The sequence below is a fragment of the Limnochordia bacterium genome (assembly GCA_023230925.1).
Taxonomy (GTDB): Bacteria; Bacillota; Limnochordia; order DUMW01; family DUMW01; genus JALNWK01.
Genome location: JALNWK010000004.1, coordinates 39,924 through 65,396 on the forward strand (window position 1 = coordinate 39,924; position 25,473 = coordinate 65,396).

At 48.2% G+C, this 25,473-nt stretch carries 22 protein-coding genes; 9 read left to right on the forward strand and 13 right to left on the reverse strand.

Going from position 1 to position 25,473, the window contains the following annotated elements; genetic code table 11:
• Window positions 1-79: 79 nt before the first annotated feature.
• Complete coding sequence (locus M0Q40_01345) at window positions 80-385, reverse strand: zinc-ribbon domain containing protein (GenBank protein ID MCK9221264.1); 306 nt, start codon at window positions 383-385, stop codon at window positions 80-82.
• Window positions 386-790: 405 nt separating this feature from the next.
• Between M0Q40_01345 and M0Q40_01350 the strand changes: the two genes are divergently transcribed.
• The 4 genes from M0Q40_01350 (at window position 791) to M0Q40_01365 (ending at window position 7,778) form a co-directional block, all read left to right on the forward strand.
• Entirely contained in the window at window positions 791-2,569 is a 1,779-nt protein-coding gene (locus M0Q40_01350) for an IS1634 family transposase (GenBank protein MCK9221265.1), read from the forward strand.
• A gap of 1,354 nt (window positions 2,570-3,923) precedes the next feature.
• Entirely contained in the window at window positions 3,924-6,197 is a 2,274-nt protein-coding gene (locus M0Q40_01355; GenBank protein ID MCK9221266.1) for a hypothetical protein, read from the forward strand.
• The gene (locus tag M0Q40_01360; protein ID MCK9221267.1) at window positions 6,194-6,832 is read left to right on the forward strand and encodes a hypothetical protein; all 639 of its coding nucleotides are present in this window, start codon (window positions 6,194-6,196) and stop codon (window positions 6,830-6,832) included. Before M0Q40_01355 ends, M0Q40_01360 begins: the two co-directional genes overlap by 4 nt.
• A 76-nt stretch (window positions 6,833-6,908) precedes the next feature.
• On the forward strand, window positions 6,909-7,778 hold the full coding sequence (locus M0Q40_01365; protein ID MCK9221268.1) for an ATP-binding cassette domain-containing protein: 870 nt from the start codon (window positions 6,909-6,911) through the stop codon (window positions 7,776-7,778).
• A gap of 131 nt (window positions 7,779-7,909) precedes the next feature.
• Here M0Q40_01365 and M0Q40_01370 read toward each other — a convergent pair whose 3' ends face one another.
• Window positions 7,910-8,536, reverse strand: coding sequence for a hypothetical protein (locus M0Q40_01370; GenBank protein MCK9221269.1), 627 nt, complete (start codon window positions 8,534-8,536; stop codon window positions 7,910-7,912).
• A 336-nt stretch (window positions 8,537-8,872) separates the two neighbouring features.
• Between M0Q40_01370 and M0Q40_01375 the strand changes: the two genes are divergently transcribed.
• Complete coding sequence (locus M0Q40_01375; protein MCK9221270.1) at window positions 8,873-9,937, forward strand: Gfo/Idh/MocA family oxidoreductase; 1,065 nt, start codon at window positions 8,873-8,875, stop codon at window positions 9,935-9,937.
• A 266-nt stretch (window positions 9,938-10,203) separates the two neighbouring features.
• Here M0Q40_01375 and M0Q40_01380 read toward each other — a convergent pair whose 3' ends face one another.
• The 5 genes from M0Q40_01380 to M0Q40_01400 all read right to left on the reverse strand — a co-directional run bounded on the left by M0Q40_01380 (window position 10,204) and on the right by M0Q40_01400 (window position 16,698).
• A complete protein-coding gene (locus M0Q40_01380) occupies window positions 10,204-11,268 on the reverse strand; it encodes a uroporphyrinogen decarboxylase family protein (protein MCK9221271.1) in 1,065 nt (354 codons plus the stop codon).
• A gap of 70 nt (window positions 11,269-11,338) precedes the next feature.
• Window positions 11,339-11,920: a hypothetical protein gene (locus M0Q40_01385; GenBank protein ID MCK9221272.1), complete on the reverse strand. Its 582-nt coding sequence runs from the start codon at window positions 11,918-11,920 to the stop codon at window positions 11,339-11,341.
• A 17-nt stretch (window positions 11,921-11,937) separates the two neighbouring features.
• A complete protein-coding gene (locus M0Q40_01390; protein ID MCK9221273.1) occupies window positions 11,938-13,233 on the reverse strand; it encodes an ABC transporter substrate-binding protein in 1,296 nt (431 codons plus the stop codon).
• A gap of 23 nt (window positions 13,234-13,256) precedes the next feature.
• Window positions 13,257-14,135: a nucleoside hydrolase gene (locus M0Q40_01395; protein MCK9221274.1), complete on the reverse strand. Its 879-nt coding sequence runs from the start codon at window positions 14,133-14,135 to the stop codon at window positions 13,257-13,259.
• Between the two features lie 16 nt (window positions 14,136-14,151).
• Window positions 14,152-16,698: a hypothetical protein gene (locus M0Q40_01400; GenBank protein ID MCK9221275.1), complete on the reverse strand. Its 2,547-nt coding sequence runs from the start codon at window positions 16,696-16,698 to the stop codon at window positions 14,152-14,154.
• A 178-nt stretch (window positions 16,699-16,876) separates the two neighbouring features.
• On the opposite strand from M0Q40_01400, the gene M0Q40_01405 reads away from it, so the two are divergent.
• The gene (locus M0Q40_01405; GenBank protein MCK9221276.1) at window positions 16,877-18,622 is read left to right on the forward strand and encodes a nucleoside hydrolase; all 1,746 of its coding nucleotides are present in this window, start codon (window positions 16,877-16,879) and stop codon (window positions 18,620-18,622) included.
• Window position 18,623: 1 nt separating this feature from the next.
• Here the strand turns inward: M0Q40_01405 and M0Q40_01410 are convergent, their stop codons facing one another.
• From M0Q40_01410 to M0Q40_01430, 5 genes are all read right to left on the reverse strand, one after another.
• Entirely contained in the window at window positions 18,624-19,130 is a 507-nt protein-coding gene (locus M0Q40_01410; GenBank protein ID MCK9221277.1) for a GNAT family N-acetyltransferase, read from the reverse strand.
• Window positions 19,131-19,230: 100 nt separating this feature from the next.
• Entirely contained in the window at window positions 19,231-19,953 is a 723-nt protein-coding gene (locus M0Q40_01415; GenBank protein ID MCK9221278.1) for a M15 family metallopeptidase, read from the reverse strand.
• Between the two features lie 121 nt (window positions 19,954-20,074).
• Window positions 20,075-20,929 carry a hypothetical protein gene (locus M0Q40_01420; protein MCK9221279.1) on the reverse strand — a complete coding sequence of 285 codons (855 nt, stop codon included), beginning with the start codon at window positions 20,927-20,929 and terminating at the stop codon, window positions 20,075-20,077.
• Window positions 20,922-22,298 (reverse strand): HAMP domain-containing histidine kinase, encoded by a 1,377-nt coding sequence (locus M0Q40_01425; protein MCK9221280.1) that lies wholly within the window; start codon window positions 22,296-22,298, stop codon window positions 20,922-20,924. Before M0Q40_01425 ends, M0Q40_01420 begins: the two co-directional genes overlap by 8 nt.
• A 2-nt stretch (window positions 22,299-22,300) precedes the next feature.
• Complete coding sequence (locus M0Q40_01430) at window positions 22,301-22,954, reverse strand: response regulator transcription factor (protein ID MCK9221281.1); 654 nt, start codon at window positions 22,952-22,954, stop codon at window positions 22,301-22,303.
• Window positions 22,955-23,356: 402 nt separating this feature from the next.
• Between M0Q40_01430 and M0Q40_01435 the strand changes: the two genes are divergently transcribed.
• The 3 genes from M0Q40_01435 to M0Q40_01445 all read left to right on the forward strand — a co-directional run bounded on the left by M0Q40_01435 (window position 23,357) and on the right by M0Q40_01445 (window position 24,448).
• Window positions 23,357-23,521 carry a hypothetical protein gene (locus M0Q40_01435; GenBank protein ID MCK9221282.1) on the forward strand — a complete coding sequence of 55 codons (165 nt, stop codon included), beginning with the start codon at window positions 23,357-23,359 and terminating at the stop codon, window positions 23,519-23,521.
• Window positions 23,522-23,578: 57 nt separating this feature from the next.
• Entirely contained in the window at window positions 23,579-24,055 is a 477-nt protein-coding gene (locus tag M0Q40_01440; protein MCK9221283.1) for a hypothetical protein, read from the forward strand.
• A gap of 171 nt (window positions 24,056-24,226) precedes the next feature.
• Window positions 24,227-24,448 (forward strand): hypothetical protein, encoded by a 222-nt coding sequence (locus M0Q40_01445; GenBank protein MCK9221284.1) that lies wholly within the window; start codon window positions 24,227-24,229, stop codon window positions 24,446-24,448.
• Here the strand turns inward: M0Q40_01445 and M0Q40_01450 are convergent.
• The gene (locus M0Q40_01450; protein ID MCK9221285.1) at window positions 24,425-25,441 is read right to left on the reverse strand and encodes a hypothetical protein; all 1,017 of its coding nucleotides are present in this window, start codon (window positions 25,439-25,441) and stop codon (window positions 24,425-24,427) included. The two genes, M0Q40_01445 and M0Q40_01450, sit on opposite strands and share 24 nt — an antisense overlap.
• Window positions 25,442-25,473 lie beyond the last annotated feature (32 nt).

Sequence of the window (25,473 nt, forward strand, 5' to 3'; positions counted from 1 at the left end):
CCGCCAAGACTTTTCATTTCGGGCTCTACGTAAAAAAAGCTCCTTTACCCTGTGGGTAAAGGAGCTAAAACTTCAGCGATTAGTATCTGCTTCTTTTTTGGGAATAGCACTCCCGGCAGTAGACTGGCCGGTCACCACTGGGCTGAAATGGTACTTGAGTTTTTGCGCCACATGAAGCACAAACAGCGTCATGCATTTCACGCTGTGCGGACCTACCGCCTTGCCTTGAACTACCATTGCGTTGCTGCTTCCTAGCTGCTCGACATTGGGGACAACGAGTAGGCTCGTTTGTGAATCCCTTTTCTGCGTAAAACTCTTGCTCCGATGCTGTGAACTCAAAATCTGCTCCACAGTCGCGACACGTTAAGGTTTTGTCCTGATACATATGGGGTATACTCCTCACAAAGGTTTATTGCCCAAGACAGTAAGGATTTAACTTATTTTCCCCGAACAATAAACCAAGGCGAGGAGGGACAAATAATGTTCCATCACTATTCTGTCAACTTGAGCTCTTGCATTATATCATGTGCTCAGTCAAAAGTAAATATACAGCTGGCCTAATTATTGAACAGATGCTAAAGATTAGCAGAACTATCTCACAAATCGAAGGCATACGGCCTAGACAGTATTTTACCTCGTTCGTTTAACAGTTGCTTAACTCCCGCATGCTAAAACGGGCATTGGTACAACGCCATTTGGGCGTTTTTTATTGTCAAATTTGATTCCTTTTTAGGTTGCATATGGTTGAAGATTAGTATAATTAGAGGGCTATGGAAAGGCGGGTGTCAACATGTTCCTCAAGACGACAAAACAGAAAAACGGGCGCATTAACCTAAGCATTGTTCATGGTTTTAGAGATCCCGTGACTAAGAAAGTAAAACATAAGGTCTTAGAGAATCTCGGCTATGTGGATGAGTATCTAGACCTTTATGCGGACCCCGTGGCACATTTTAGAGAGGTTGTCCGTCTTCGAAATCAGGAGATGAAAGAAGCAGAAGCCGCAAAGGAAATTCCATTGGGATCGGTTTCTACAGATGAACTAATGGATGTGAATGAGGACACCATGCACCATCTCGGGTTTTTGCCTTTAAGCTCCGTTTACCATGAACTAAAGTTGGATCAGTTTCTTGTCAATCGGCAGCGAAGCCTGGAAATGGACTATTCGCTAAATGACGTTATGCAGCTTTTGGTGTACACACGTGTGCTTGCTCCAGGGTCTAAGTGGTCCAGTTTCCTGCAAAAGGACAAATTGGCAAGACCGTTCAATTGCGATTGGTACGATATTTACCGCGCCCTGGACTATTTCGCGTCCTTTCGCGAGGATCTCCTCCTTCACCTGCACGAGCAGGTACGAATCAATTACAACCGCCAAACCCACGTGGTTTTTTATGATGCTCCAAATTTCTATTTCGAGATTGACGAAGAAGATGATTTTCGCCGTAGAGGCGCCTGCAAGCACAACACACGCAACCCCTTGGTTCAGATGGGTTTGCTTCTTGATGCCGATGCCATCCCGATTACGTTTCGTCTTTTTGAGGGGAATACCCATGACAGCCAGACAATGATGCCGCTAATGCAGGAGACACGCAAGTCCTATGGGCTGGGAAGGATCGTTACTGTTGCTGACAAGGGTTTGAACAGTGGCGACAACGTGGCATTTCTCATGGCAAGGGGTGACGGCTTCATTTTCTCACAAAGAATACGAGGGGCTGATCAAGAGCTCCAAAGGTATGTCTTTGATCCGGAAGGCTACATAGAAGTGCAAGGTGTGGTGAAACAGGCCAATGCATGGGCTGAAAAAGCTGGCAACCAGGATGCACCTGTTTTTCGTATAAAGTCCAGGTCCTATCCACAGGAATTTTGGGTAACGCACGCCGATGGCAAAAAACGCAAAGTCCCTCTAGATGTGAAGCAAGTTGTTTGTTACAACGAACAATACGCCAGACGACAAAAACATAAACGAGCTGAGGTCCTCGAAAAAGCCCAAAAAATAGTAGACCACCCCAAACACTACAACAAGAAGGACGCAACCGGGGCCCTTCGCTACGTCAGGGATATTGAATACAATCCCGAGACAGGTGAGTGCGTAAGCACTAAACGCATCCCCTATTTGGATCTGGATAGAATCGCCGAGGACGAAAAATATGATGGCTACTATGTGCTTATTACAAGCGAAATAGGAATGCCTGATCACGAAGTTGCTAAAGCCTACCACGGACTTTGGGAGATAGAACGTAGCTTTCGAATTACAAAGACGAACCTCGAAAGCCGCCCGGTTTACGTTTCACGGGAAACGCGAATTGAAGCTCACTTTCTTACATGCTTCATAGCGTTACTTAGCCTGAGACTTTTGTGCAAGCGGCTGGATGAGAAATATGCTCCTGAACAGGTGGTTAAGTCTCTAAAAAGATACCAGGCCTGCCATGTGAAAGACAATGTTTTCAAGTTGACGTACTACGATCCCGTTATGCAGGACCTTGGCACGGCCCTAAACCTTACCCTTAACAGACGATTCCTGACAACCGGTGGACTACGACAACTTGTAGCAGACAGCAAGAAAGATTCCTAGGATATACAACGCGTTCTGAATCCAAAGAAACCTCTGTGATCCCCTATTCGCAGGGGATACAGAGGTTTTTGCAATTCAACTGTTAAAGTCGAGAATATATCTGTATATCTATGATTCTTTTACCAGTATCTAGATCAAACGTCAACATCTGTTTTTTTGGAGCTTTTTGCGATGTGCTTGATTTACTAATTGAGTTGCAGGAATCTGGTAGTTATTGTCGAATATAGTCGAATATATATAATGATTACCAGTTAGCACTCGCTACTAAAATTGTTGATTCCACTCCCGGTGGCGCGTTCGAAGACGATGGTAACGCATGGTAATACTGTATAGCTATCAATGTAAAAATAAAACTGCCCCAAGCTCTTGTTCTCAGCTTAGGCATAGAACGATACAGTGAAATGAGTAGGGACCGTTCTGACAGCAAGGCATCTCTAAAGGCTAGACACGTCAACCTATTGGATAGTGTGTCGCAATTGGTTTGGCCATGCGAACAGCGTGCTACCCAGTGCGACCCGCATTCACAAAGATGCTATGAAATGTTAATACGAATAACCAAGAAAGCGTACCACTATCGGCTAGCGTTGCACGTTGGGTGCACGACATATTTGTCGTCCCGTCTCTTTCCGATCGGAAAATAGGTCGTGATCGTCTGTAAATCTCAATTCTTAGACCGGAACTTAGTTCACTACCACTACCTGACCTTTACCGCAAGTTTAGCAACCAATAGTGCGGTGCCTGAACAAAAACAACATATAAAGAGGGTGAAAACATGCAGTTCGAATCTCGAAGTACTAAGCTAACTCTTTTTGTAGCAGCTACATCGGTACTAGTCATCTGCATTTGCGCTTTCGCTGCACCTCCTCCCTAGGATGGGTGCCCAGCGGCAAATGGTGGATATCATGCATGGGAGCCAGAACCATTTCGCTATGGACAACTGTATTACCAGTGTGACTACCATACACACTATTTGTTTTTTGGCTGCCACTGCGCCGTTTGGCGCACGACCGAAACATGGTACTGCCTGAACTGTGATTACTCTACCAGGATATGGGGAGATCCGAGCCTTGACGTAGAATGGCACGAGCCTTGCGGTGAAAACGAACCTTGTCCGTGGTTCCCTGACTCAGCATGCACACACCGTACTCCCGAACTTGCACCAGGTTACCTAATACCAGACGGGTAATTCCATAACCGTGTTCAGGCACCGTATTCGTTATTAGATAAGTTCTACTCAGCATAGAACAATCGCCCCGACAGGGAACATTGGGACAGATGGAGGATATATCGGGTTCCCATTGAACTGCCGCTAGCCACAACCCATTTAACACCATCCAAGGGGGAGTGTTTGTAAGTGCTGCGCAAAGAAACTGGATTTCAGTATCTTGTTTGCTTCAACAATAAATTTTCCTTTGCCTCAGCTTTCTCTCTGTGGGGCATGTTGTTACTGGTTTGGTTATCAGTACCAAATTGGAATGCCGGAAACCAAAGATTCCTGTACACCTTTGTGTATAGCTTGTATGTTAGTGGGCCGATCATGGTTCTCCACGCTTTTCATGTAGCAAAACACGAGAAGTTGTATCAGTTCTTTGAAATTAGCCAGGCATTACCGCAGGACCACGATCGGCGCTATCTGGGGCGAATATTGGGCACAATGCTCTTCTACATCACCCTGTTTATTGGCATCATGTTAACCATCCTGCTGATCCATCTTATTACTAGAACACCCGCGCCGAGTCTAAGCGATTGTGTGGCTAGTTTTTTGGGAATACAGTTACCTTTCATTATCTTTGCCACCGCAATGGGCTTTTTGCTCAATGAGTTTGTGCAGAAACAAATCCCAGCATGGCTAATCGTGATTGGCGGGTTTATCTTCCTCCTCGTACTAGGTGAGAAAACCCATGGGCGACCCACACCATGGTTTAGACTAACGCTCCTCGACCCTATCTGGCATATGTATGATTTAGGCGGGGAAGGCCTTGGATATACTTTCCCGGGCTATGCCCAGGATCTACCCTTGTTGGGCAAAAGCAAGCTTTTTTGGTTATGTGCCTCCTGCTTAAGTCTTCTAGGTTGTATTTCACATAGCCGGAAAAAAGGTCATTATCCTCACACTGTGCTGAAATCAGTCGTGGTAACTACTCTGTTAGGAGCCTTTCTGGTGGGTACCGTAGCATCGGGAGCGTTGTTCCTTGGGGAGATTGAAACAATCGAGCAAATCATCAAAAAAAGCGAGGAGAAGTACTTTGTAGATTCACAGGTCAATCTAGCCTTTCGGGAAAACTGGATCATCCAACATCATCTACAGATCCAAGATTATGCTTTAGATATCGAACTGGAACCGAGGAGGCATACGCTACGCGCGGTCGCCAAGATCACCCTCGAAAACTTATCAGACCAATCCTATACCTCCATCCCCTTTAGTCTCGATCCGGATCTGACCATCCACTACATCAAACAGAACGGACAAGAGATCTCCTGGACACAGGATCGAACTATTAACACCGTTGGACTTGTACAATCCTTGCAACCAGGTAGTCGCGTCGAGCTTGAAATTGGTTACTCGGGAATCATTTGGGATTGGAAACGGATTTACCTAGTAGCAGAGCTTAAAAACTTCATCGGAGAGGCTACGCTCCTTAACGACACCTATGGTTGGTATCCATTATTGGGTAACCATTTCTATTACCTTTTTAACAGCAGCATTAGGGAAAACGCCCTGGATTCGAGTCGCCCGATGATCCTTCCCCATCCTCTAACACTGTCTGTGATCGGACCAAAGGACATGGTCATCGCTACGGGATTACCCTTGGTTAGTGAGGAATTCGTCGAGAACAAACGCCATACTGTGTTTTCCGGCACAGCAATAGCGGCGCTATCGCTAGTGGGTAGCCGGAATTTCGTCAGAATAAGCGAGGGCAATATAACCTGGTACCTCTTTCCGGAAGACCGCGAAAAACGACTACCACTCCTGTCCGAATACCAGAAACAACTGGAGTTCTACAGCATGCTTACTGGCTGGAAACCGGAACAGTTCACTTTGATAACTGTACCCCTTGGTCTGAATGGTAGAAAACTGGCATCGTCGGGCGGAAACACGCACCTAGTTAGCCGAAGGAGCGAATTGCACTTCGCAAACGATGTGGTAGTAAAACAAGCCTTCGTGCGCTATCATGGGGTGCAGTTTAACGTTGGACCACATAACATGCGGATTATAAATCGGGAACGCTTCGAACAACTATTTGAGCACGTTAAGTTCCCGGGGCTCAATCGGGAGCGGCTAGCTGCTACGAGTGGGGTTCATGGGAACACTTCCACTACTCTTGGTGAATATCTCGACTTTTTGTATTTCGTAGATACCGGACAAAAAACGATCGCAGATATAGAAGATGAATTCTATTTTGACCCCAGGCTGCTAGGCCCTTCAGCCGAGTCTAATGTTTTAGAGCCTCTAAAGACCAATGTACCAACTTCAGTACAAATGCTACACCAAGTCTACCTAGACCACGGTATTGAAGGTGTTGCCCGCATCACTCGGCCGTTGTTTGAATTAACATCTGGCTGGGGAGCAAGTCAACCACTAATCGAGATGATGATCATAACGGCCTTTGGAGAAGATTACTTATGAGAAACCTATGGCTCTCGATGAAAATCCTGGGATTGCCCTTTGCCCTGTGCTCGTTGTTAGTCATGATCGGTATCGCGTTATTTGTGTTCATTATGGACTTCTTCCCCCCTAGTGTCATCGTTTTGGCCACCGAGGTTTGCCTGCCCTTGAACGGGGCCTGGTTAGGATCCCGCATCATCGGGGCAGATTTGGATAATGAGATCCTGGAACTTTCCTTTGCCCAGCCTAAGTTTCGCACTAAAGGACTCATCGCCCGCATACTAGCACTAGTAGTAGTCATGATTATTCATGTCTTGGCCATGATGTTGGTGCATCGGATCTACGACCCACCCTGTGGAGAGTGTTACAGACTTCTCTGTTCCACCTTAAGCCCGACATTGTTTTGGGGAGGGTGCGCGTTCTTGCTCACCGCTGTGCTCCGTTCTCCCTTTGCGGCTTTTAGCGTATGCATGGGAATATGGGCCGCCAACCTTTTCTTGGCAGAGCATCTTCCGGATCAGATCTTCTTATTCCTAGCCGGATTTGAGCCCCAATCACCTTTGTTTCTGGTAAACAGAGTCCTCTTACTATCGGTGGGGATTTGCTTTACCCTGGGCGGGTTGTGGCTTTCTAGCAAAAGTGAACGCTTCTTCTGATTGGGTAGGTCGTACCGGTAGCAGATACAGCTGTAAGCTTACAAACTATATGCTCTTAGTTAGGAGAGTGAAACCAGTGCAGGTACAGCTTAAGGGTTTGAATAAGTATTATGGTAAATACCAAGCATTAAAGGACCTCGATGCCACCTGGGGACCAGGAGTAGTAGGCATCTTAGGCCCTAACGGAGCAGGGAAGACTACACTGATCCGGATCTTGACCGGACTGATTCCCCCCTCATCAGGTGAGGTAGTGGTTAATGGCCTTAGGATTCCCGAAGAGATCCATCAGCTTCGCGATGATCTAGGATACTTACCTCAGCGTTTTGGACTATATGACTTCCTAAACGCCTATGAATTCCTGGATTATATCGGTATTCTCCGGGGAATGAAGGATACAAAAGCCCGACACGTAGAAGTAAACCGGGTCTTGGAGTATGTCAATATGACCGAGTCTGCATCCAAGAAGCTGAGAAAAATGTCCGGGGGCATGCGGCAACGTATCGGTATTGCCCAAGCCATCATGGGAAACCCCCAGTTTCGGATCTTCGATGAGCCCACCGCAGGGCTAGATCCTAGTGAACGAGTTCGTTTTTGGAAGTTACTTGCGGACTGTGCTGAAACAACATGCGTCTTGTTCTCCACCCATATCGTCGCGGATGTGGAGAATCTATGCGAAAAGGTAGTAGTACTTGATCACGGCCAAATCCTATTTGACGGCAACGTCAGTGACCTCTCCAAATTGGCCCGGGGATATGTGTGGACGATGGTCACAACAAAGGATGAGCTTGCCCAAATGGAGGAGGATGTCCTAATTGTCTCCACGAAGTATATCATCGGCCAACAGGAAGTACGGGCGATCTCTAAAAACAAGCCGAAGGAAGATGCCATGCCGATTGAGCCTACATTGGAGGATAGTTACTTCATGTTACTTCGAAGGGCCATCTAGTGGTGCGAAGGGTCCAGCCGATCATTCGAAGTCCCTATAGATCGCAGACGATGGCATGATGAATTTTGGTCATGCCATCGTCTGCCAAGCTGCGGAGTTCGTATTTGTCAAACCCGGGCTATGTCATAGAGCTACAATATCAGTCTCCACCGACCATCAACAATCGTGAAAAACAAGTAGGTTACCTCGGTATTAAATCCAGTCTCGTCCGGTTCGTTGCCAATACTCATTCGTAGGGTTATCTCGGCTTCTACAACTTCATACTTTTTGCCTGTGTAGCGACTTGTGTAGTTATTCGTCCGCTGTACAGAGTCGGGGAAAGCACTGCTTACATACCTAAACTGCATCTCTAGCATCTCCTGATGTATGCTTTCGAACTGTTCCGCTGTCCAGTACTCCTGTAGATCAGGGTGTAGAAAATTGTGGTAATAAAGCTCGCTAGAGAGGAGAAGGAAAAACTCCCGCACAATCTCAGCAAATTCACCACGCCAGATTTGATCATAATTTGCCGGTAAAGATTCTCTGCTACCGCTCATCGCTAGGTAGTATGCAAGCTCACAAGCGTCAGTCAAATTCTCTCGGTTCAAAAACCCGACATAAGGATCCTTACTTGGTACCCGACCTGGCGATACCCTAAGAAATACCTGTTTCTCCTCGTAGACCGCGGGATATAGTCGGTTTACCGATGGCAAGGATTCGATTTCTATACCTAGTTGTTCAAAAAGGGGCACCATGTCTACAAACGCCTCGGTTTTCACTGCCTCAAGGGCATCTTCCCTTCATGTTTCTTACCTATCTTCAGCTTCCAGTCTGTCCTTAACTAGACAACCTCTCAGACCTCTAGCTTCCTTCAGATCCCACCTTGCGGTGACGCCCTTGCCCTTGGCTAACACTTTCTAGTACCAAGTCTAGGCAGACTCTCATTGCCAAGTTGTTGCCTTTGCCGGGTACTAACTACGCCCTCTTACTGAGCTGGGCCTCTGAATAGTAACAAGATTAGCAAAACTATCTCACAAATCGGAGGCATAGCGCCAGTATATTTACCTCCCCACCAACGGGATACTAAACTAACCTAATGTTTAGGAGGGATCTACATGAAACGCTTACGGGTCGGGGTTATTGGTACTGGTATGGCCTTTGAACGCCTGCACTTACCAGCGTACCAACGACTTCACGATGAATACGAAATAGTCGCCCTATGTGATCGGGAGCATCACAAGGCTTTAGCATGGGGCAACAAGCTTGGTCTTTCTGAGGAGAGCATCTACGATGATTACCGTTCTTTGGCTCGTCGGGACGATGTAGACGTGATTGATATCATGGTCCCCATCGAGTTGAATTATCCCGTTACCCATGAGGTGGCCCGGATCATTGCCCACTCCCACCGGGGGGTAATCTGTGAGAAGCCCTTAGGAAGCGACCTGGGGGAAATCGAAGCGGCCCGGGATTTACCGCGGAAGTACGGGGTGCCGATTATGATCGCCGAAAACTATCGTTACGACGAGGAGACGGACCTCATACGAGATCTGGTACGACAGCAACGGATTGGTGCGGTGGTCTACTTCATCCAAAATCGTGTGGTTAACATGCCCCAGGATATGTTGGGCAATGAATTTGCTGCTAAGGAGTGGCGTCAGCATCCCGAGTTCCCGGGGGGCATTATCACCGATACAGTGGTTCATGATCTGGCCGCCTTGCGACACATCTTCGGTTCCATCAAACAAGTCCAAGCCTTCGGTGTACCGATTGATGCGGAGTTTGCACCCTTTAGTGTTGTCAATGCCAATCTACTATTTCACAATGGAGTGACCGGCCAGTTTTCCTTCTTCTGCTCGGGCAAGGAAATGCAGCGGCCTCTGATTGGCCTGCGGATCTTTGGCACCGGGGGCATGATTTACCTCGAGGAGAAAGATGCCGGCATCATCAACATTGCCTACAATGATGGTTCCGCAGAACAGCTCTCCTACCAACCGGAACAAGGATTTTACCGGGAGCTAATCAACTTCTACAAGGCGATGAACCACACAGAACCCATCTTTGTCACCCCTGAGCTGGAATTTGGTGATACTAAGACGATTCTAGCCATTATTAAATCAGCAGCCGCAGGGGGCGAAGTCTTAGAGGTAGATGAAGAACCGGAATATGTAGCCAGTTACTAAGTCACAATGATGAGATAAAGGGGTAGCGCAACTTGCGCGCTGCCCCTCCCACAGCCTACACAGTCTCCCCTTGTGTTCCTTCGTGGTCAACGGGCCATCGTATGGCCTTTCTTGGCTACTATATTATTAGCGCCTGCCGATCAGCCATTGTACAGAAGCGGTAGCGCAAGCCCCATCATAAAGACAAGTCTACCGCCTAGTTACAGGACAAACAACATCCGATCCATGTAGATCTCACTTCCATCAAGATACAACCTCTTGCTATGCTAGTCTCCGATCACTTGATCCATATCCTGTCGTGCTGCAGCAACAAAGGCCTCGATGTTCTCCCAGGGGACATCCGGTTCGAGGACATGGGTTGGGGCCAGGACTAGACCACCACCAGCGCCCAAAAGGCGGATCCGTTCTGTTACATAGGCGAATACCTCTTCTGGCCTACCAAAGGGCATGATGCTTTGGGTGCCCACTGTGCCCCAAAGAGATAGCCTTGTGCCATAGCGTTGCTTAATCTCCTCTGGATTCATACACTCAGGCTGCACCGGATTTAAAACATCCACGCCAACCTCCACCAAATCATCTAGGATCGGCTCGATTACCCCGTCACTATGGTACCAGATATGGATATGCGGCTTGATGCTTTTGGCAGCCGCAATGACCTGTGCTAATCGAGGCTTCAACCAGTACCGCCAAGTATCCGGGCTCATCAGCATTGCTCTTTGTGAACCAACGTCATCACCTAGGCGAATCATGTCAACCCCTGCCCGGGCATAACCGGTCGCAACAGCCACGTTAAGTGAGGTAATCCTATCTAGCAGGACCTCCGCCAGTTCCGGATTTACCAGAAAGTCCACCAGAAGATTCTCCATCCCCCGCATGTACCAAGCTGTCTCAAAAATATGTCCCACAAAGGCGCTGACAAACAGGTCCCGGGCATGATATGCTGCAACTAAATCGGATACAGGCGCCATACGGTAGTCCGCATCTCGATCAGGAAAGGGGTACTCTAAGACCTCGGCAGCAGAGACAATCTTCTCTAAGGGATGCAGCATCTTACTGAAATGGTAATATGTACCCGGTCTGTGGGCGATGCCAAACTCATCGACAAACAAACCAGATAAGTTTTCACTGTAATATTGCTGGTAATCCCTCACTTGCTGTGTCGGAGCAAGATCGACATTGCGGATATCCAACTGAAAGTACTCCGCCGGATTATATGAGCCGGTTTCCTGCTTGAACCTAGCATGCACCGCCGGTGTAAACTCAAGCTCAAAGGGAATTCGATCCGTTCTTTCGTGGGCCAATGCAGCTAGAACTCTCTCCCTGGGTAACACAAGACAACGCCTCCTTCCATGATCCCATCATACTCCATCTGCCGGACAACTAACTAGGGGCCAAGGAGGATCAATCTAAGGGATAGAACTCTGGGTTTGCGAACCAGACACTACCCTGCACATTTACGAAAAACAGCTCAAACATAATGCTCACCGGTTCTTCCTGAGGTAACACCATTATTCCTTCAAACATCATCCATCCTTCTTCGTCCATGGCAGCAGGCTGTAGCGGCACCTGATGGGTCTCGGTCCAGTCTTTAGCATGGGATGTTAGTCTAGTCTCCACCCCTTGCCAGGTCCAGCTAGGCGCCTTAGAATCAACTACATCGACTTTCACCCACACCCGGGCCAGATACCCTTGGCCTTTCGTTAGGACACCCTGCTTAGGGCAGTAGTAGAAATGGAAGTTAGCTGATAAGTCGGTACTATGGGTGGTAATCCGACCAGATTCAGCTCCCTTTCTTGTGACCGTCGGATCCACCGTAAAGCTTACGGTATCTTCACTTCCTTGCCATAGCTGTGTGCGCCAATGATCGGTACCCAATGTGAAACTGTTGGTATCGATTAAGCTTGTACTTTGGGCAACGGAAAGACTACCCCATAACAAGATAAGCAGGAAGCAAAACCCTATGCATCTATACTTACCCTTCATCATGGTCACACTCCTTCTTACTTTTGCTGTAGTTCATCCACATCAATCTGCACTCTCTTCTCGATGCGGGCCAGTGCCGCCGAGGGTGTTAACTCTTCACGATAGACTTGAGGGATTACCTCGTTAATCAAAGCAGGTAGTGAGTGTAGTCCGGCCACCGGGGGCTTCGGAGCACAGGCATGGCCCAAATACTCAATGAAAGCGCCAAATAGGTCAGGTTCCTGCAGTAACACCTCTTCGTAGGGGTTGCTACGACAAATGGTTAGGGCACCTACGGTCTCCCCTAACAGATTGGCTGCCTCATCTGAGGTGATCCAGAATTTGATGAACTCCCATGCTTCTTCGGGATAGGTTGCACCGGAGGGAATAGAAAAGGCCCAGTCACAGACAACCTCAATTCCATCGTATTTCTGAATATCAGGATGATAGGGAAGCACGGCGGTACGATACTCCACGGGACGTCCGGCGGCGAACTCGTTTACCGCTGGGGCGAAGGAGTTGACCCAAAGACTCATGGCCACTTTTTCTGTAGCGAAGAGGTATCCTGAATTGTTAAAGGCCCCCGCCAGTGTAGAGGTCTGGTAATTGGCATGACCGACCCGTTGATACCAGTTATTCAGCCAATCAAGGGCTTTTACATTCTCCTCAGAAGCAATACTAAGCTTGTTACTGCTGTGATCGTAGAAGTCACCGCCGAACCGATAGACCCATTGGGAAAAGGCATTCCACTGTCCCCAACTATCAAAGGGATACATACCCACGCGGGTTATCCGATCATTAGTATCTTTTACCGTCAGTTTTCGGTCTAGTTCCTCTAGATCGTACACCGTTTCCGGAGATACACATGGATCTAACCCTGCTTCCGAAAAGATCTGCTTATTAATGACCAATTGCCATGTGCGTACAAATAGCTCAAAGGGCACCGTCCACAACTCACCGTCATACTGCATCGCTTCATAAACGCCTGGATAGAAATTTTCAGGTCCTAACCCATCCCGATCAAAATAGACGGTAAGTGGCTGTAGGATCCCGCTTTCGATCCATTCAACGTTTAGCCCACCCATAATTGCTAGATCTGGCGGGGTTCCGGAGGCTACCGCAACAAGGAATTTGTTGATCTCATCCCCTGCTCCACCGCAGGCTACCACTTCCACGTCAATCTCCGAATGTGTCTTCTCAAAGGCCTCGGCTATTTGTTCCACGGCAATGGCGTGGGTTGTACCTGGTCCCCAAGGATGCCAAAAGCTAATTTGCGTAGCTCCTGCAACAGCACCCGCAAACAGTAGACTTAATAACAAGCACACAATAGTCATTCTTTTCACTACATCCGACCTCCTCATTCTCTAGTGTAGTTAGCTATGGTGTCAAAATAATGCTCAAAGAACCGCTTCTGTTCAACACTAACCGCAATTCTGTGGGGATTGCCTGCTGCATTCTCTTTCCAGTATGTTCGACCCTCCTCTCCCTTGGAGTTACATTCCACAGACACATGACCAACCCGGTATGTACACAGATCTGGTTCGAATATTACAGCCCCCGCCAGTGGATCGTGGAAGACAATCTTGTCTCGTCCTCTAAACCACACTTCCGCCAGTTTCAGGACCGTCTCCAAAATGGGACCTGTGAATTTGCTCCTTGCCTCCTGGGCAGAGATGACACATTTTGTGGTAACATCCAACCCAATAGACAGGTTTTTTGAATAACGATACACCAAGGCGGCGGCCACAGGATCCACAAGGGCATTCCACTCTGCACCACCAGCGAGGAATTGTCCAATCATCATTACCGTCTGTTTGAGCATTTTAGGCAACTCCGGGTCCATGGCAAAAAGCAGACCCACATTGGTCATGGGCCCTACAGCCAAGAGAGTGACCTCTCCTGGGTTCTCCCGGATGGTTCTTTGCATGAAACCCAAATAATCCGTAGGAAAACTCCTTCGATGGGGTAGGATATCTAGCACTTCCCCTTGCGGTACTTCCGGTTGACCCCTGCCAGTTAGGATTACTTCCTGCCTTCCCGCATAGATTGGGATCTCTACTCCTGCACTTTGGCAAATGGCATCGGCAATCCTAGCCCGTACTTGGGTATCTCCGGTAACGGTGGTAATGCCCAGCAAATCGCAACGTTCTTCGGCAAGTAAATAACTTAGGCACAGGGCATCATCGATATCTGTTCCAATGTCGGTATCAAGAATGACTTTCATCCGTTGACTCATCTGTGTACATCCTCTCCTAGTGTTTCTTCGCCAGTAATTCAATTCTCTCAACTCGGTATGCTACTTGGGTGTCCCCCTTTGGGGAATCGAGTACACAACCAAAGGTGATCCGGTTTATTTGCGTTAGATCAATAGGTCGGTAACTCCTCTGGGGGACCCAACTTGGTTGCACCAACTGATTAAAGTAAAAGGTGAAAACCTGCACCTTTCCGTCTAAAGGGTATTCGCTCCCTCCCCGATACTGGTTTCCTTCGCATTCACGGATACTAAAACTGAATGTAGCTGGAACATCGCCGGCCGCATCGGCGGTAAGATGAAAACGAATACCGGCATAGTCACTTAGGTCCACTTTCTCGGGGAAGTCTAGGTAAGGGAAGGCCCAACAACCCCCCGGAGTGCCAAACCGATGGGTCATGGCCGCCTTGCCTGAGCTAGTTTCACCGGGTGTTTGCTCAATCACCGAGTGACCTTGGGAACTAGTCGCACAACGCCAAGGCAAAAGGGCCCGTTGCAGTGCCTGGTCTACCTCGATCCAACGACCAACCCTATTCCAATCCACGATTAACCGTGATACCGCACAGGTGCTTTGCCCCTCAAAGTCCCCTTCAACCTGAAGGTAGTACTGATCATGTTCGAACACCCTTGGGGGTGTAAGCCTAAAGGGGATTACTTGTTTGCTCATCGGCTCTAGACTCAGGTCACATTCTGAGGAAGAAAGTACGAATCCCGCAGGGGGAATAACCCGTATTCTGCCTGTGCACCTATCTTCACCGAAATTATATACTTCCACCTGGATAGTCATTGGCACAGCGGCAATGAAGTAACCCGGCAAAGCGCATGTCCTCTCCTCCGGAATACTGTCCTGGGGAAAAGTGTTCTTCAAGACGATACTAGGGGGATTCTGGTCCACAGTGCTCTTAGTCTCTAGAATGGGCGCATCCAGCCATCTACCTCCTAGAATGTATCTGGGCACATTGTCTAGCTTAATGTGGTAATGAGCATCATCCTCGATGTCTATCTCATTCCTCCGCCCCAAAGGGTCTTGAACAACTAAGGACCCTCTGCTGCCTTCCACCTTAACCACCCGGGGAACTTGGCTCCAAGCAACAAGCACCTGTCCAGACCCCGAGTCAAATACCTTCATTACCGTACCAGTCAGGCTACTATGATCAACTACTATCTCCCCCAGGTACCGACCCTTTCCTAGTAAAGCGGTCATATTGGCCAACGCCACATATGCCGGGAGAGGAGTCTGATCCGCCCTAAGTAGTCCCCACTGTCTTCCTCCTTCTAGGACCTGGGGCAAAATGAACCAAAACACCCGCGCAACCCCCAGAGAAAGGGCAGTTGTATACGACTTCACAAGGTACTTAATTTGGTCTAAGCTGGCATCGTGGAAGGAGGAGTAGTTGTCCCCATCAATGAAGGGTAAACCCGATTCACTTAACCATACAGGTTTTCCCGCTAACCCGACTTCCTGGACAAAGGCTAGATGCTCCAAAATGACATTATCGTAGACGGCCGAGTTAGCATCGGCATAGGTATGAAAGCTGTAGACATCGATATACGGGGCAATGTCGTTCATAAACAAAAGCTGGGCATAGTCCCCGGGCAGATGGGCGAGGGGCCCTAAGGCTACCTGTGCCCCGCCCTTTTTGTAACCCAATGATGCGGCTTTTAGTACCGCGGCATAGTGATCCGCGGTTTGATGCGTAAAGATATGATCTTGCTCATTCCACACCTCCCAGGCCTTCACAACATCGGCGAAGACTACGGCGGATTCCTCGGCAAATCGGTAAGCCGCCATTAGGTCATCGGGCAGATTAAGATCATCATTCGATGAAGTATACCGGGTCCACTGGGGAGAATCATGGTAGGTTTGCAGAACTTTAAGCCCAGCTTTCTGCTGGGCATCAATACTCTTTGCATACTTTCCCCAGCTAAACCCTTCCTCGGTGTGGTGAACCTGAGCCCATCTAATCCGATCCCGAGTCCACGAAACACCAGCTTTGGAAGCTATATCGGCCAAAGCCTCATAGTTACCGTCCTTCGCAAACCAGCTAACGCCAACATCCATTCCGCAGGGTGTCGTGCCAAGACGCAAAGGTACAGGTACAGGTACAGGTACAATCGCGAAGCTTACCAAAGGCTCTTTGTCCAAATTTGCCTGCCTGGTGGTAACATAACGAATCTGTACGTTTTTACCCGCTTCCTCTATGCCCACTTCCAGGGAATACCACCCAACCTCTGTTACCTTTGGCGTAAGGGTAACGTTGCCGCCCACTCCCATATATACCGGCTCAACTGTGCCACTGTCTATGCAGGCACCCCAGAAATCCTTTACGGAGTAGTGTAACAGAGGGGATTTCAGACGACCTGTTGCTGTTAGGAATACAAGCTTAATTGTTGGCTGCTCTCCCTGGACAAAGATATTGTGTCCATAGGGGTTGAGCGGGTTTGGCACAGTCTCGACGGTGACAACAACTGACTCTGCGGCAAATACCATCGTCTGGTATAGGATAATGCCACTAAGCACAATCAAGATAAGGATAGAGCTTCGCATGGATGACCCTCCCCTGGTCGCCATATGTAACAGATATTGGGTGCCGCAAGCACCTAAGTATGGTATACTGGTTTTGGAAATTCACTTCACTAGCTAAGTTCGACTGTTCCTGCACGTAGCCCTTTCACACTTATTGGGATGAAGTTAACATTTATTGAATGAGTGGGGGTAAACCGCGGTGGCCATAGAAGTAGTCCTTGATACAGACATTGGGGATAACTTTGACGATGCTTTCTCCCTAGGGTTAGCCTGTATGTCTTCGGAAATTGAGCTGCTAGGGGTTACCACAACCTCCTTCCAGCCTGAAAGCCGGAGCATTCTTGCCCGCAGAGTCCTTGGACTATATGGAGTAAAATATGTGCAAGTGAGTACGGGTAACAGCCCCCGGTACAAAGATCCAATGCACAAAAGAAATACGCTTCCTCTGCAATTGCAGCCCCTAGCTAGGCCCATAGAGCCTATGGCAAAACCTGCGGCTCAGGAGCCTATCGCTTTTCTAAAAGACATTCTCCGTACACACCAAGGCATTACCTATGTGGCCAACGCCCCATTAACGAACCTTGCAGCTTTCTTAACCAAGTATCCCCACGAAGCTGGCAAGATTAAACAAATTGTTCTCATGGGAGGTTGGTGTAGTCAAGCCCTACCGGAGTGGAACATCCAACAGGATCCCGAGGCGGCACAGGTAATCCTCAGATCAAACATTCCGATTATCGCATTGGGATATGAGGTTACGTTGCACTGTAATCTTTCCGAGAAGTACCTGGATATTCTCCATGCATCTAGCCTTCCTGGTACCCGGTTTCTGATGTCTTGTTACCGGGTTTGGGCAAAAGAGACAGCGCAGATGTTCCCGCCGGTACACGATCCTTTGACAATTGCTTATCTATGCGAACCATCCTTGGTACAGCTAACCACCCTCCCGTTGAACGTGGAAACCGAGACCGGACCGGGTTACGGCGTCTTGTACCGAGATGAACAGCATGGCTACCCCGTCTATGTAGCCACCGATGTTAAGCGCACAGGTTACTTAGAATTCCTGGTCAGACGCCTTACAGACCAGGATTCCAGTACCATATCAAGTGATTTTTACTTGTTTTCACCATCTTTGCACATAGAGGTACGAAACGCCCTGGAAATCACCTATCCAAAGGACTGGCGGTTGAGCAAGACTCCAGCATCAAAACACATGCTTGGCATGATCACCCAGGGTGAAGGATGCATGCTGCTTGGGGATAAGGAATACCCTTTGTGTAAAGGAAGCCTGCTTTACATTCCCAAGCGTTGTGCCTACGCTTTCACGGCCCAATCTAAGCTCAGCATGCTCACCGTTTACTTTGAAGCCTCGCAAATAGACAAATCAGGGGAACAGCAAGCCCTAGACCGTCTACTAGATTGGTCGGTTCTTACCTGTGGGCACAGCCAGGAGGACCTGATTCGTCTGATGCTACAAAGAATTGTTGAACATTGGAAGACCCCTGAGTTCCAAAGCGTACTCAAGGCCCAAGGACTCCTCATCCAATTGCTAGCGGAGCTAAGTGAATTAAGTCTAAACAGCAAGCAACGGGGAGTCAGCCACTATTTCCAGATCGTTAGCCAAGCTAAATCCTTCCTCAAGGATAACGTGGAGGCAAATGTGACCCTTGATCAACTCAGCGATCACCTGCGGATTAACAAGTTCCACCTCATTAACATTTTCAAGCAGGTGGAGAATACAACTCCGATGCAGTACTACCGTTTCCTGAAGATTACCCGGGCGGCAGCTTTGCTTGAGTCGGGCCACTTGCCCGTAAAGCAAGTGGCTTACCTGCTTGGTTACTCATCGGTCCAGTCCTTCACCCGGGTTTTCAAGAAGGAAATGGGACTAAGTCCCACAGATTACATCAAGCTAAATCAAGGATACGAAAACATGGTAGAGCACTAACCTAATCCCGGGTGGAGAACTCCTGCACAGGGCCCGCCCATGTAGGATCAATCCCTTCCACGAACCGCACCTGATGATACCTGGAGATTACCTTTCTCCAGAAATTCTGGGCTGGTGTATCAAGACGCATCTCTGCAATACGCCAGCGGCCGGGCAGCAAATCAAATAACTGATGGGCAGCCCTTTGACCAATTCGCCTTCCCCGGTATCTTCTCATTACAAAAAATTCCTCCATGGAATGATGCTCCGGGGTAGTTAGCACCAAGGCAAAACCTGCCAATTTGCCATTTACTCTAATCAGGAAAGCCTCTCTTCCCGGTTCAGTCCAGTAATGATCAAGGTATTCGTACTCATACAGGCCACACTCGTTTACATCACTTTCCTCTTCTTCAAAGACACTCAGGTCGTAAAGGTAGAGTTCTACGAGATTACGCAAGGTAGATTTCCTTTCGTACCCAGCCCTCTCTATTTCTACAGTTTCCAGGTGTTGATTGCTATCGCCTGGCACAAAATTGCCCCCTTAGATAAATAACTGCTACATCTGAAATATCCGCAGGGAGCTTCCGCTTTATGCAAAGGGTAGGCTGCCAAAGCATGTCAGGTGTCTGCTAGAGGGATTCTAGGTACTCCTCAAGGCATAGGCCTCTTTCCGTAATTGCTTTAGCCGCATCTATGCCTACATACCTAAAATGCCAAGGTTCATAGACTACACCAGTGATCTCTTCTTTGTCCTTTGGATATCGAAGTATGAAACCATAGTCGCTTGCGTGCTCCCTCAGCCATTTATTCTCCGGGGTATTAGCCTGTGCTTCATCAAGATGCTGATAACTCAACGAGACAATGTCCGCAGCTAAACCCAGATTGTGTTCGCTCCTTCCCGGAGAGACAACTACTTTACGTGCCTCCTTTTCTGCTTGTTGCCGGCACAAGCCTTTGGACATCTGCTTTGTGACCTGACGCTGAAATAGCTCTTCCTGGTACGCAAAGGATCTATATGCTGAGCACACCACAGGTGATAAACCTTGTGCCCGTGCATCTTCGAGCATCAGGTTTAGCTGATTAATTGCACGTTCATCAAACCGTAGGCCGTTGGCAAGACGCTTTAATCTGGGTTTGTAACTAGGGGGAAGAGGATGCTCCTCGTTTACCAACCGAAGTATCCCCGTCGCCTCACTTTTCTTTGAAGAGCTAAGCTTGCGGGCTGTATCATAGTGTACTCTTTCCTCAGCGATGTGTTTCATCGTTGCCGCAGTGTATGCTTCAAAAAGGATAACTCCTCCCCCACTTAGGCAAACCGCCAACAGTATAAATGTGCATAGCCGTTTTCGCAACCAAGACACCTCCTGATGGATGTTCGAAGCCAATCATAACAGGACGGTGTCATAGGGTTGTCTTACAGATGCGTCAAAACTGTAATCCCGATTTCACACAGAACATCCTCTGGTCGCTTTTCTAATCGTTGAGCTCAACTACAATCTCCATGGTTTTATCCAAGCCTCGGGTAGCACTGCGAAACTCAGATAAATACAAAGACACTCCACCATAACCTGCGACTTTCTTTTTTTCCGCGATAACACTGAGCATATTCCTACCGAATCCTTTGATGGCCCGAGTCTGGTCGTAGATAATGCAATCCTCGCCCTCAAGCCCCAAGTACGCCGCATATACCTCGGTCATCTCCACCACATCAAGATCGGCTGGCATGGTTCCAGCTTGGTATAGAAAAACATCGGCTCTCCATATTTCACCCGTTACAGCGTTAAGCGTCAGCCGTGCACCCATTTTCGTATTGTCAAAGGTCACCACCCAGTAACTATACTCAGGTGGTAGTTCCATGCCTATCCTTACCTGCATACTGGACTGATTCTCCATCATCGCTGGCCGATTCTCCCATAAAGATGCATTAATGCGACTGAAATCATCCTCTAACAGCTCGGATGAAACGATTCCCTGTGCAGCAAAATGTGACAATCCAACTCGTGCCATAGTCACAGCTTGCTCTATATTAAGCTGACCCTCAACCGGTTCATGTGGCCGTGCATAGCTTGCAGGAGCATTCCAATTCTCCAAGATCTTGACCATTAGTCTCTCCTCAAGCTTCACCGCATCCAGATTCTGATCTGAATTCCTGTCATCTTGCGGTCCTCTCCGAGTCCATGAGACCTCTGGAACAGAAATACTCCCTGTCCGAGCAAACAGCGCGGCTTCCTGTCTGTCAAGTAAGGCGTTTGTTAGGAGCCACGCGCAAACAACAATCACTAGTGAAGACAGAACTCCTACAGCTGTACGCCTGCGTCGTTTATTCATAGGTCTTACACTCCTCACAAAACAGATTCAGCTCAACCAAGGTACCTTTATGCTCCTCACTGGTAAACTTGAGGGTTGCCCCATGTATCTCGGCAATTCTAGATACCAAAGCAAGCCCCAATCCCACACCGTGTTGCTTACGGGAACGGGATTTATCCACCATATAGAACGCTTCGGTGATCCGCTCTATTTCACACAAGGGGATCCCGCGTCCATTATCTGCAACTCCAATGCAATACCGTCTGCCGTACCGTTTGCCAGAGACTGTGATCTTCGTACTGCCCGCCTTAATGGAGTTGTCAATGAGGTTCAGGATACATGTCTTAAATAAATCATAGTCAACCTTGATATAAGCGGGATCTGTGTCTAATTGCAGTTCTACTGCCTTTTCTGTAACCAAGGGCAGTAGAGATTCAACAATGTTTTGTAGTACTTCATCAGCACGCATCTCCTCCAGGATAAAATCCTGGCGCTCCAGCACGATCAGATCCATGAGTTTTGATGACAGGGCTGCCAGACGTAAGCCCTCATCAATAATGTAGCTAGCGGCGTTTTTTATATCCTGTCCTGAAAGGCTCTTTTGATAGATCATATCTGCATATCCAATGATCGAGGTAAGGGGCGTCTTCAGTTCATGAGCAAAATTGGCAACAAAGTCCTCCTTCTGTCGCGCGCTAGTGGACAGCTCATCGATCTTCTCCTCTATAGCATCTGCCATTGAGTTGAAGCTGCTGGAGAGATCACCCATTTCGTCGTCACTAGAAACACAGATCCGTTTATCATACTGACCACCGGCTATTTCCATGGATACCTGGGTCAACCTGTTGATCGGCCGACTAAGCAATGCGGCCAAGACAAATACCAACAGCAGACTGATACCTAGTGTAAGAAAGTATACTCGTCCAAAACTTTGTACCATTGCCTTCTTTTGATTGCTGAGCGAACTTATGTCCGAAGCAACCAATAAATAGAACGTTTTGCCACTTTGAACAACCCTTCCCCAGACCATGATATGTGGCTTTGACGCGGTCTTCTCGATGCGATATGCCACCGTATTGTCAGATACCATGTAGCGCGGTTCAAACTGGATCTCAAAGGAAAGATTCGAGAAAACAAGGGATCTATCTTCGGCAAAGAGAGCCATCTGACTACCGTAATCAAGGCGAAGCACTTCTTGAAAGTTCTCAGGATTTGTGATAACGGCGGCCTGTACGGCAAACTTGCTATATTGGTACTCATCTAGCGCCCGTTCCGTTTCCCGTTGGATTGCGTTCCTGTAAGAAGAACTAATCAAAAGATAACCAGAAAGGGATAGTGCAAGGCCCACTATCACTGTGGCACAGATGGATAGTTTCGCAAACAGCCGCACGCCTACCCCTCCAATCGGTAACCAATACGGAAAACTGTCTTGATGCGATCCTCCCAACCAAGTTTCTTTCTTAACCGTTGGATATGAGAGTCCAGGGTTCTCGTCTCGCCAGAGAACTCTTCCCCCCAAACCCTTTCGTAAAGATGGGCACGGTATAGCGCCACATTCTTGTTACGCACAAGCTCAACAAGCAAATCAAACTCCTTAACAGTCAAGTCGATAGCTTGTCCTTCCTTTGTTACTTGTCGGGAATCAAGATTAATATCAACATCATGGAAAGATAACTGCTTGTCGGTCCTACCGTATCGACGTAAAACTGCTTGTACCCGAGCAGACAGTTCACCAATCTGAAATGGCTTTACGATATAGTCGTCGGCACCAAGTTTGAGTCCTGTTATTCGCTCGTTCACCGCACCCTTTGCGGTAATGAAGATTACTGGTACTCCCAGGGGCTTGATGTATTCAAGCAACTCATACCCGTCAATCTCCGGCAACATGATGTCAAGCAAGATAAGATCGAAGTTCTCTTTCTCAACAAGGTCTGCGCCCTGCCTCCCATCATAGGCACAGGTACAGCAATAGCCCTCATCACTTAGGTTAATGTATATCAAATTGGCGATGGCCTCTTCATCCTCCACGATCAGTATATTGCTCACATCTACCCCTCCTTTGCTACTATGTGTCCACTATATCACAGGGATGTGTCCTATTTGTGTCGTAGGTCCGACTGATGTTGGATCCCACATCCATCATGCTTAGCAAGCTGCAGGAACATTTGATAGTCCATAGGGCATTCCCCTTTCTCCCATCCTCCGCAAGTACTTGCTCACGTTAAGCGATCATGCCTACCGATGAGCCTCCAAACATCCGTCGATAATTGATGCCAAGACCAAGCCTCCACTCTATTGACCACAAGGTGCATCTGCGCCATACTATGATTAACTTACACCAAACTTGGCGTACCTAGGTGTAATCCTTGCGTACTTCCTGGTAACACCTACTTATCTACAGGGGGGCAGTAATTCACAGGAAATACTACCATAGGGGAGACGTGAAAGATGATAGAAGAAAACGCGAGACAAGATCAGCTCTTCAGGCAGCTATTGATAACCTACTTTGCCGAGTTCACAGAGTTGTTCTTCCCGGATGCGGCGCCACATATGGATCGCAGTAACTATGAGCCTATAGAGCTTGTACCCCCGAAGGGCTCAAAGAGTGTGTGAGGCGGTGGGAAACACGCTTTTGACATACTTCTTAAGGCACGGATAGGCGGTGAACCAGTGTCCGTATTGGTTGTGGTGGAGCCCCAAGGTTCAAGTGACATCGAGGTCAACGAACTGATGTTTTTGTATTTTACCGAGGTCTACATCGCCTTAAAATGCAAAGTTTTCCCCATCGCTATCTTCCTAAAGCGGCGAGAAGAAGAACCGGGTACCTTTGTAAAAACCCTACCCTTTTTAGACTTTAACATCTATGAGTTTCACTATAAGCAACTTTACTTGGGAAATCTATCATGGAAGGACTACATAAATAGCAGCAGCCCAATAGGGGCTGCCCTGATGAGTAAGATGGATTCTACAGAGGAGGAGAAAGTCCAGGTTAAGATCGAGTTTACCCGCATGGTCTCAAGTATGCAGCTTGATCCAGCACGTAGGTCTTTGCTCATCGAGTTCTTTGAAACCCACGTTTGGCTCAATGCACCACAGACTAGAGAATACGAGGAGCAGATAGCTATACTTAATCTCAATAGGCTATAGACTGAACCGAGTACGATTTAGCACAGTTGAAATTGGCCGAAATACACATGCGAAAAGGAGGAGACAAAAGACCAACCCGAAGCCAAAGCCACCACCCATGGAATCATTTACGAGCAGAAGGAACAACAAGACTTTGCGACAACTAGTTAAACAGACAAAGGATTTGGGTCAATGCTGGTTATACACAAACCACTCGATAACACTAGCGGGGCAAGCATTACCTCCAAGCAGGTATGCCAAGGCACACCTTTGGCGTATTCGGTAACAGAATCCGCCGCTTCTTTCTTGATCCAAATCAATGAGCAGGATGATGAAAAAACACCAACGGCAGTTGTGGAACCTAACGAGGATGCTGATACGGTTCCCCAATTATTCTGCAGTCTTGGTACTTAGAATATCCATAGCCTCTTCAGGAGGAAGCAGTGGATAGGTTCCCAGTATCTGCACAGTCTCCCATAGAGCGTTAATGTGATCCTTAGGCCACGGCATGGACTGATCAGGGCCACAGAAATAGCCGCCTGCCTGACCCAGTTGCCAGAGCCTTTGGGCCACTTCCTCTTGGATGGCGGAAATCGGCCCCCTTACGATTGTATCCGATCGGACACCTCCGTGCAGAGCGATCCGACCAGCTGTCACCCGGCGAAGTTCATCCAAATCATTAGCCGTAGCCTGGATAGGATCGAGGATATCCACCCCAAGCTCCAAAAAGACGTCCACGATAGACGTAATGTGGCCACAGCTATGGAAAAAGATCATCACGTCATGCTCCTTGTACAGACGAAACAACCTTTGGTATTCCGGAACGAGAAAATCTCGGATAATGCCCGGGGAGAGGAGCAGCCGATCCTGTGTGCCAAGATCATCACTCATGGTGACTATCTGCACACCATTGGTAAGGTAATGCTTGGCTATGCCTAGTTGGAAGTTCATGATCCGATGAAGCAACTCCCGCACAGCATTGGGTTCGGTTAGAAAATAGCACATCATGTTTTCCATGCCCGCGAGCATATAGGACTTCTCCCAGAGGGTATCCCGATGGGACCCAGTGAGAAAGGTCTCCCTACCATTCCAGTTCTTTGCCTGTTCGTAGAGCGGGGCACAGATCCTTTCATCATCAGGATCTGGCCAGGGATAATCCCTTAATGCTTCCACCAGATTACAGAGGGGATTTCCTCTAGGAAATCCCATGACATCTTCATGTTCACGGTGCCAGACAGTGCCCCAAATATCAGTCCATTTTGAACCCACAGGTAAGTGATGTCCCCCGCCGCAATACCCTTGGTGATCCGCACCCAAGTAGCTGATTCTATGCATCGGGATGCCGCAGGCAACCCTCTGTGGATGGCCGAACTTGATCGTTTGTAATGCATTTTCCTTCTGGTTCATGGATTTCCCACCCTTCGTAAGTACCTGTGCCG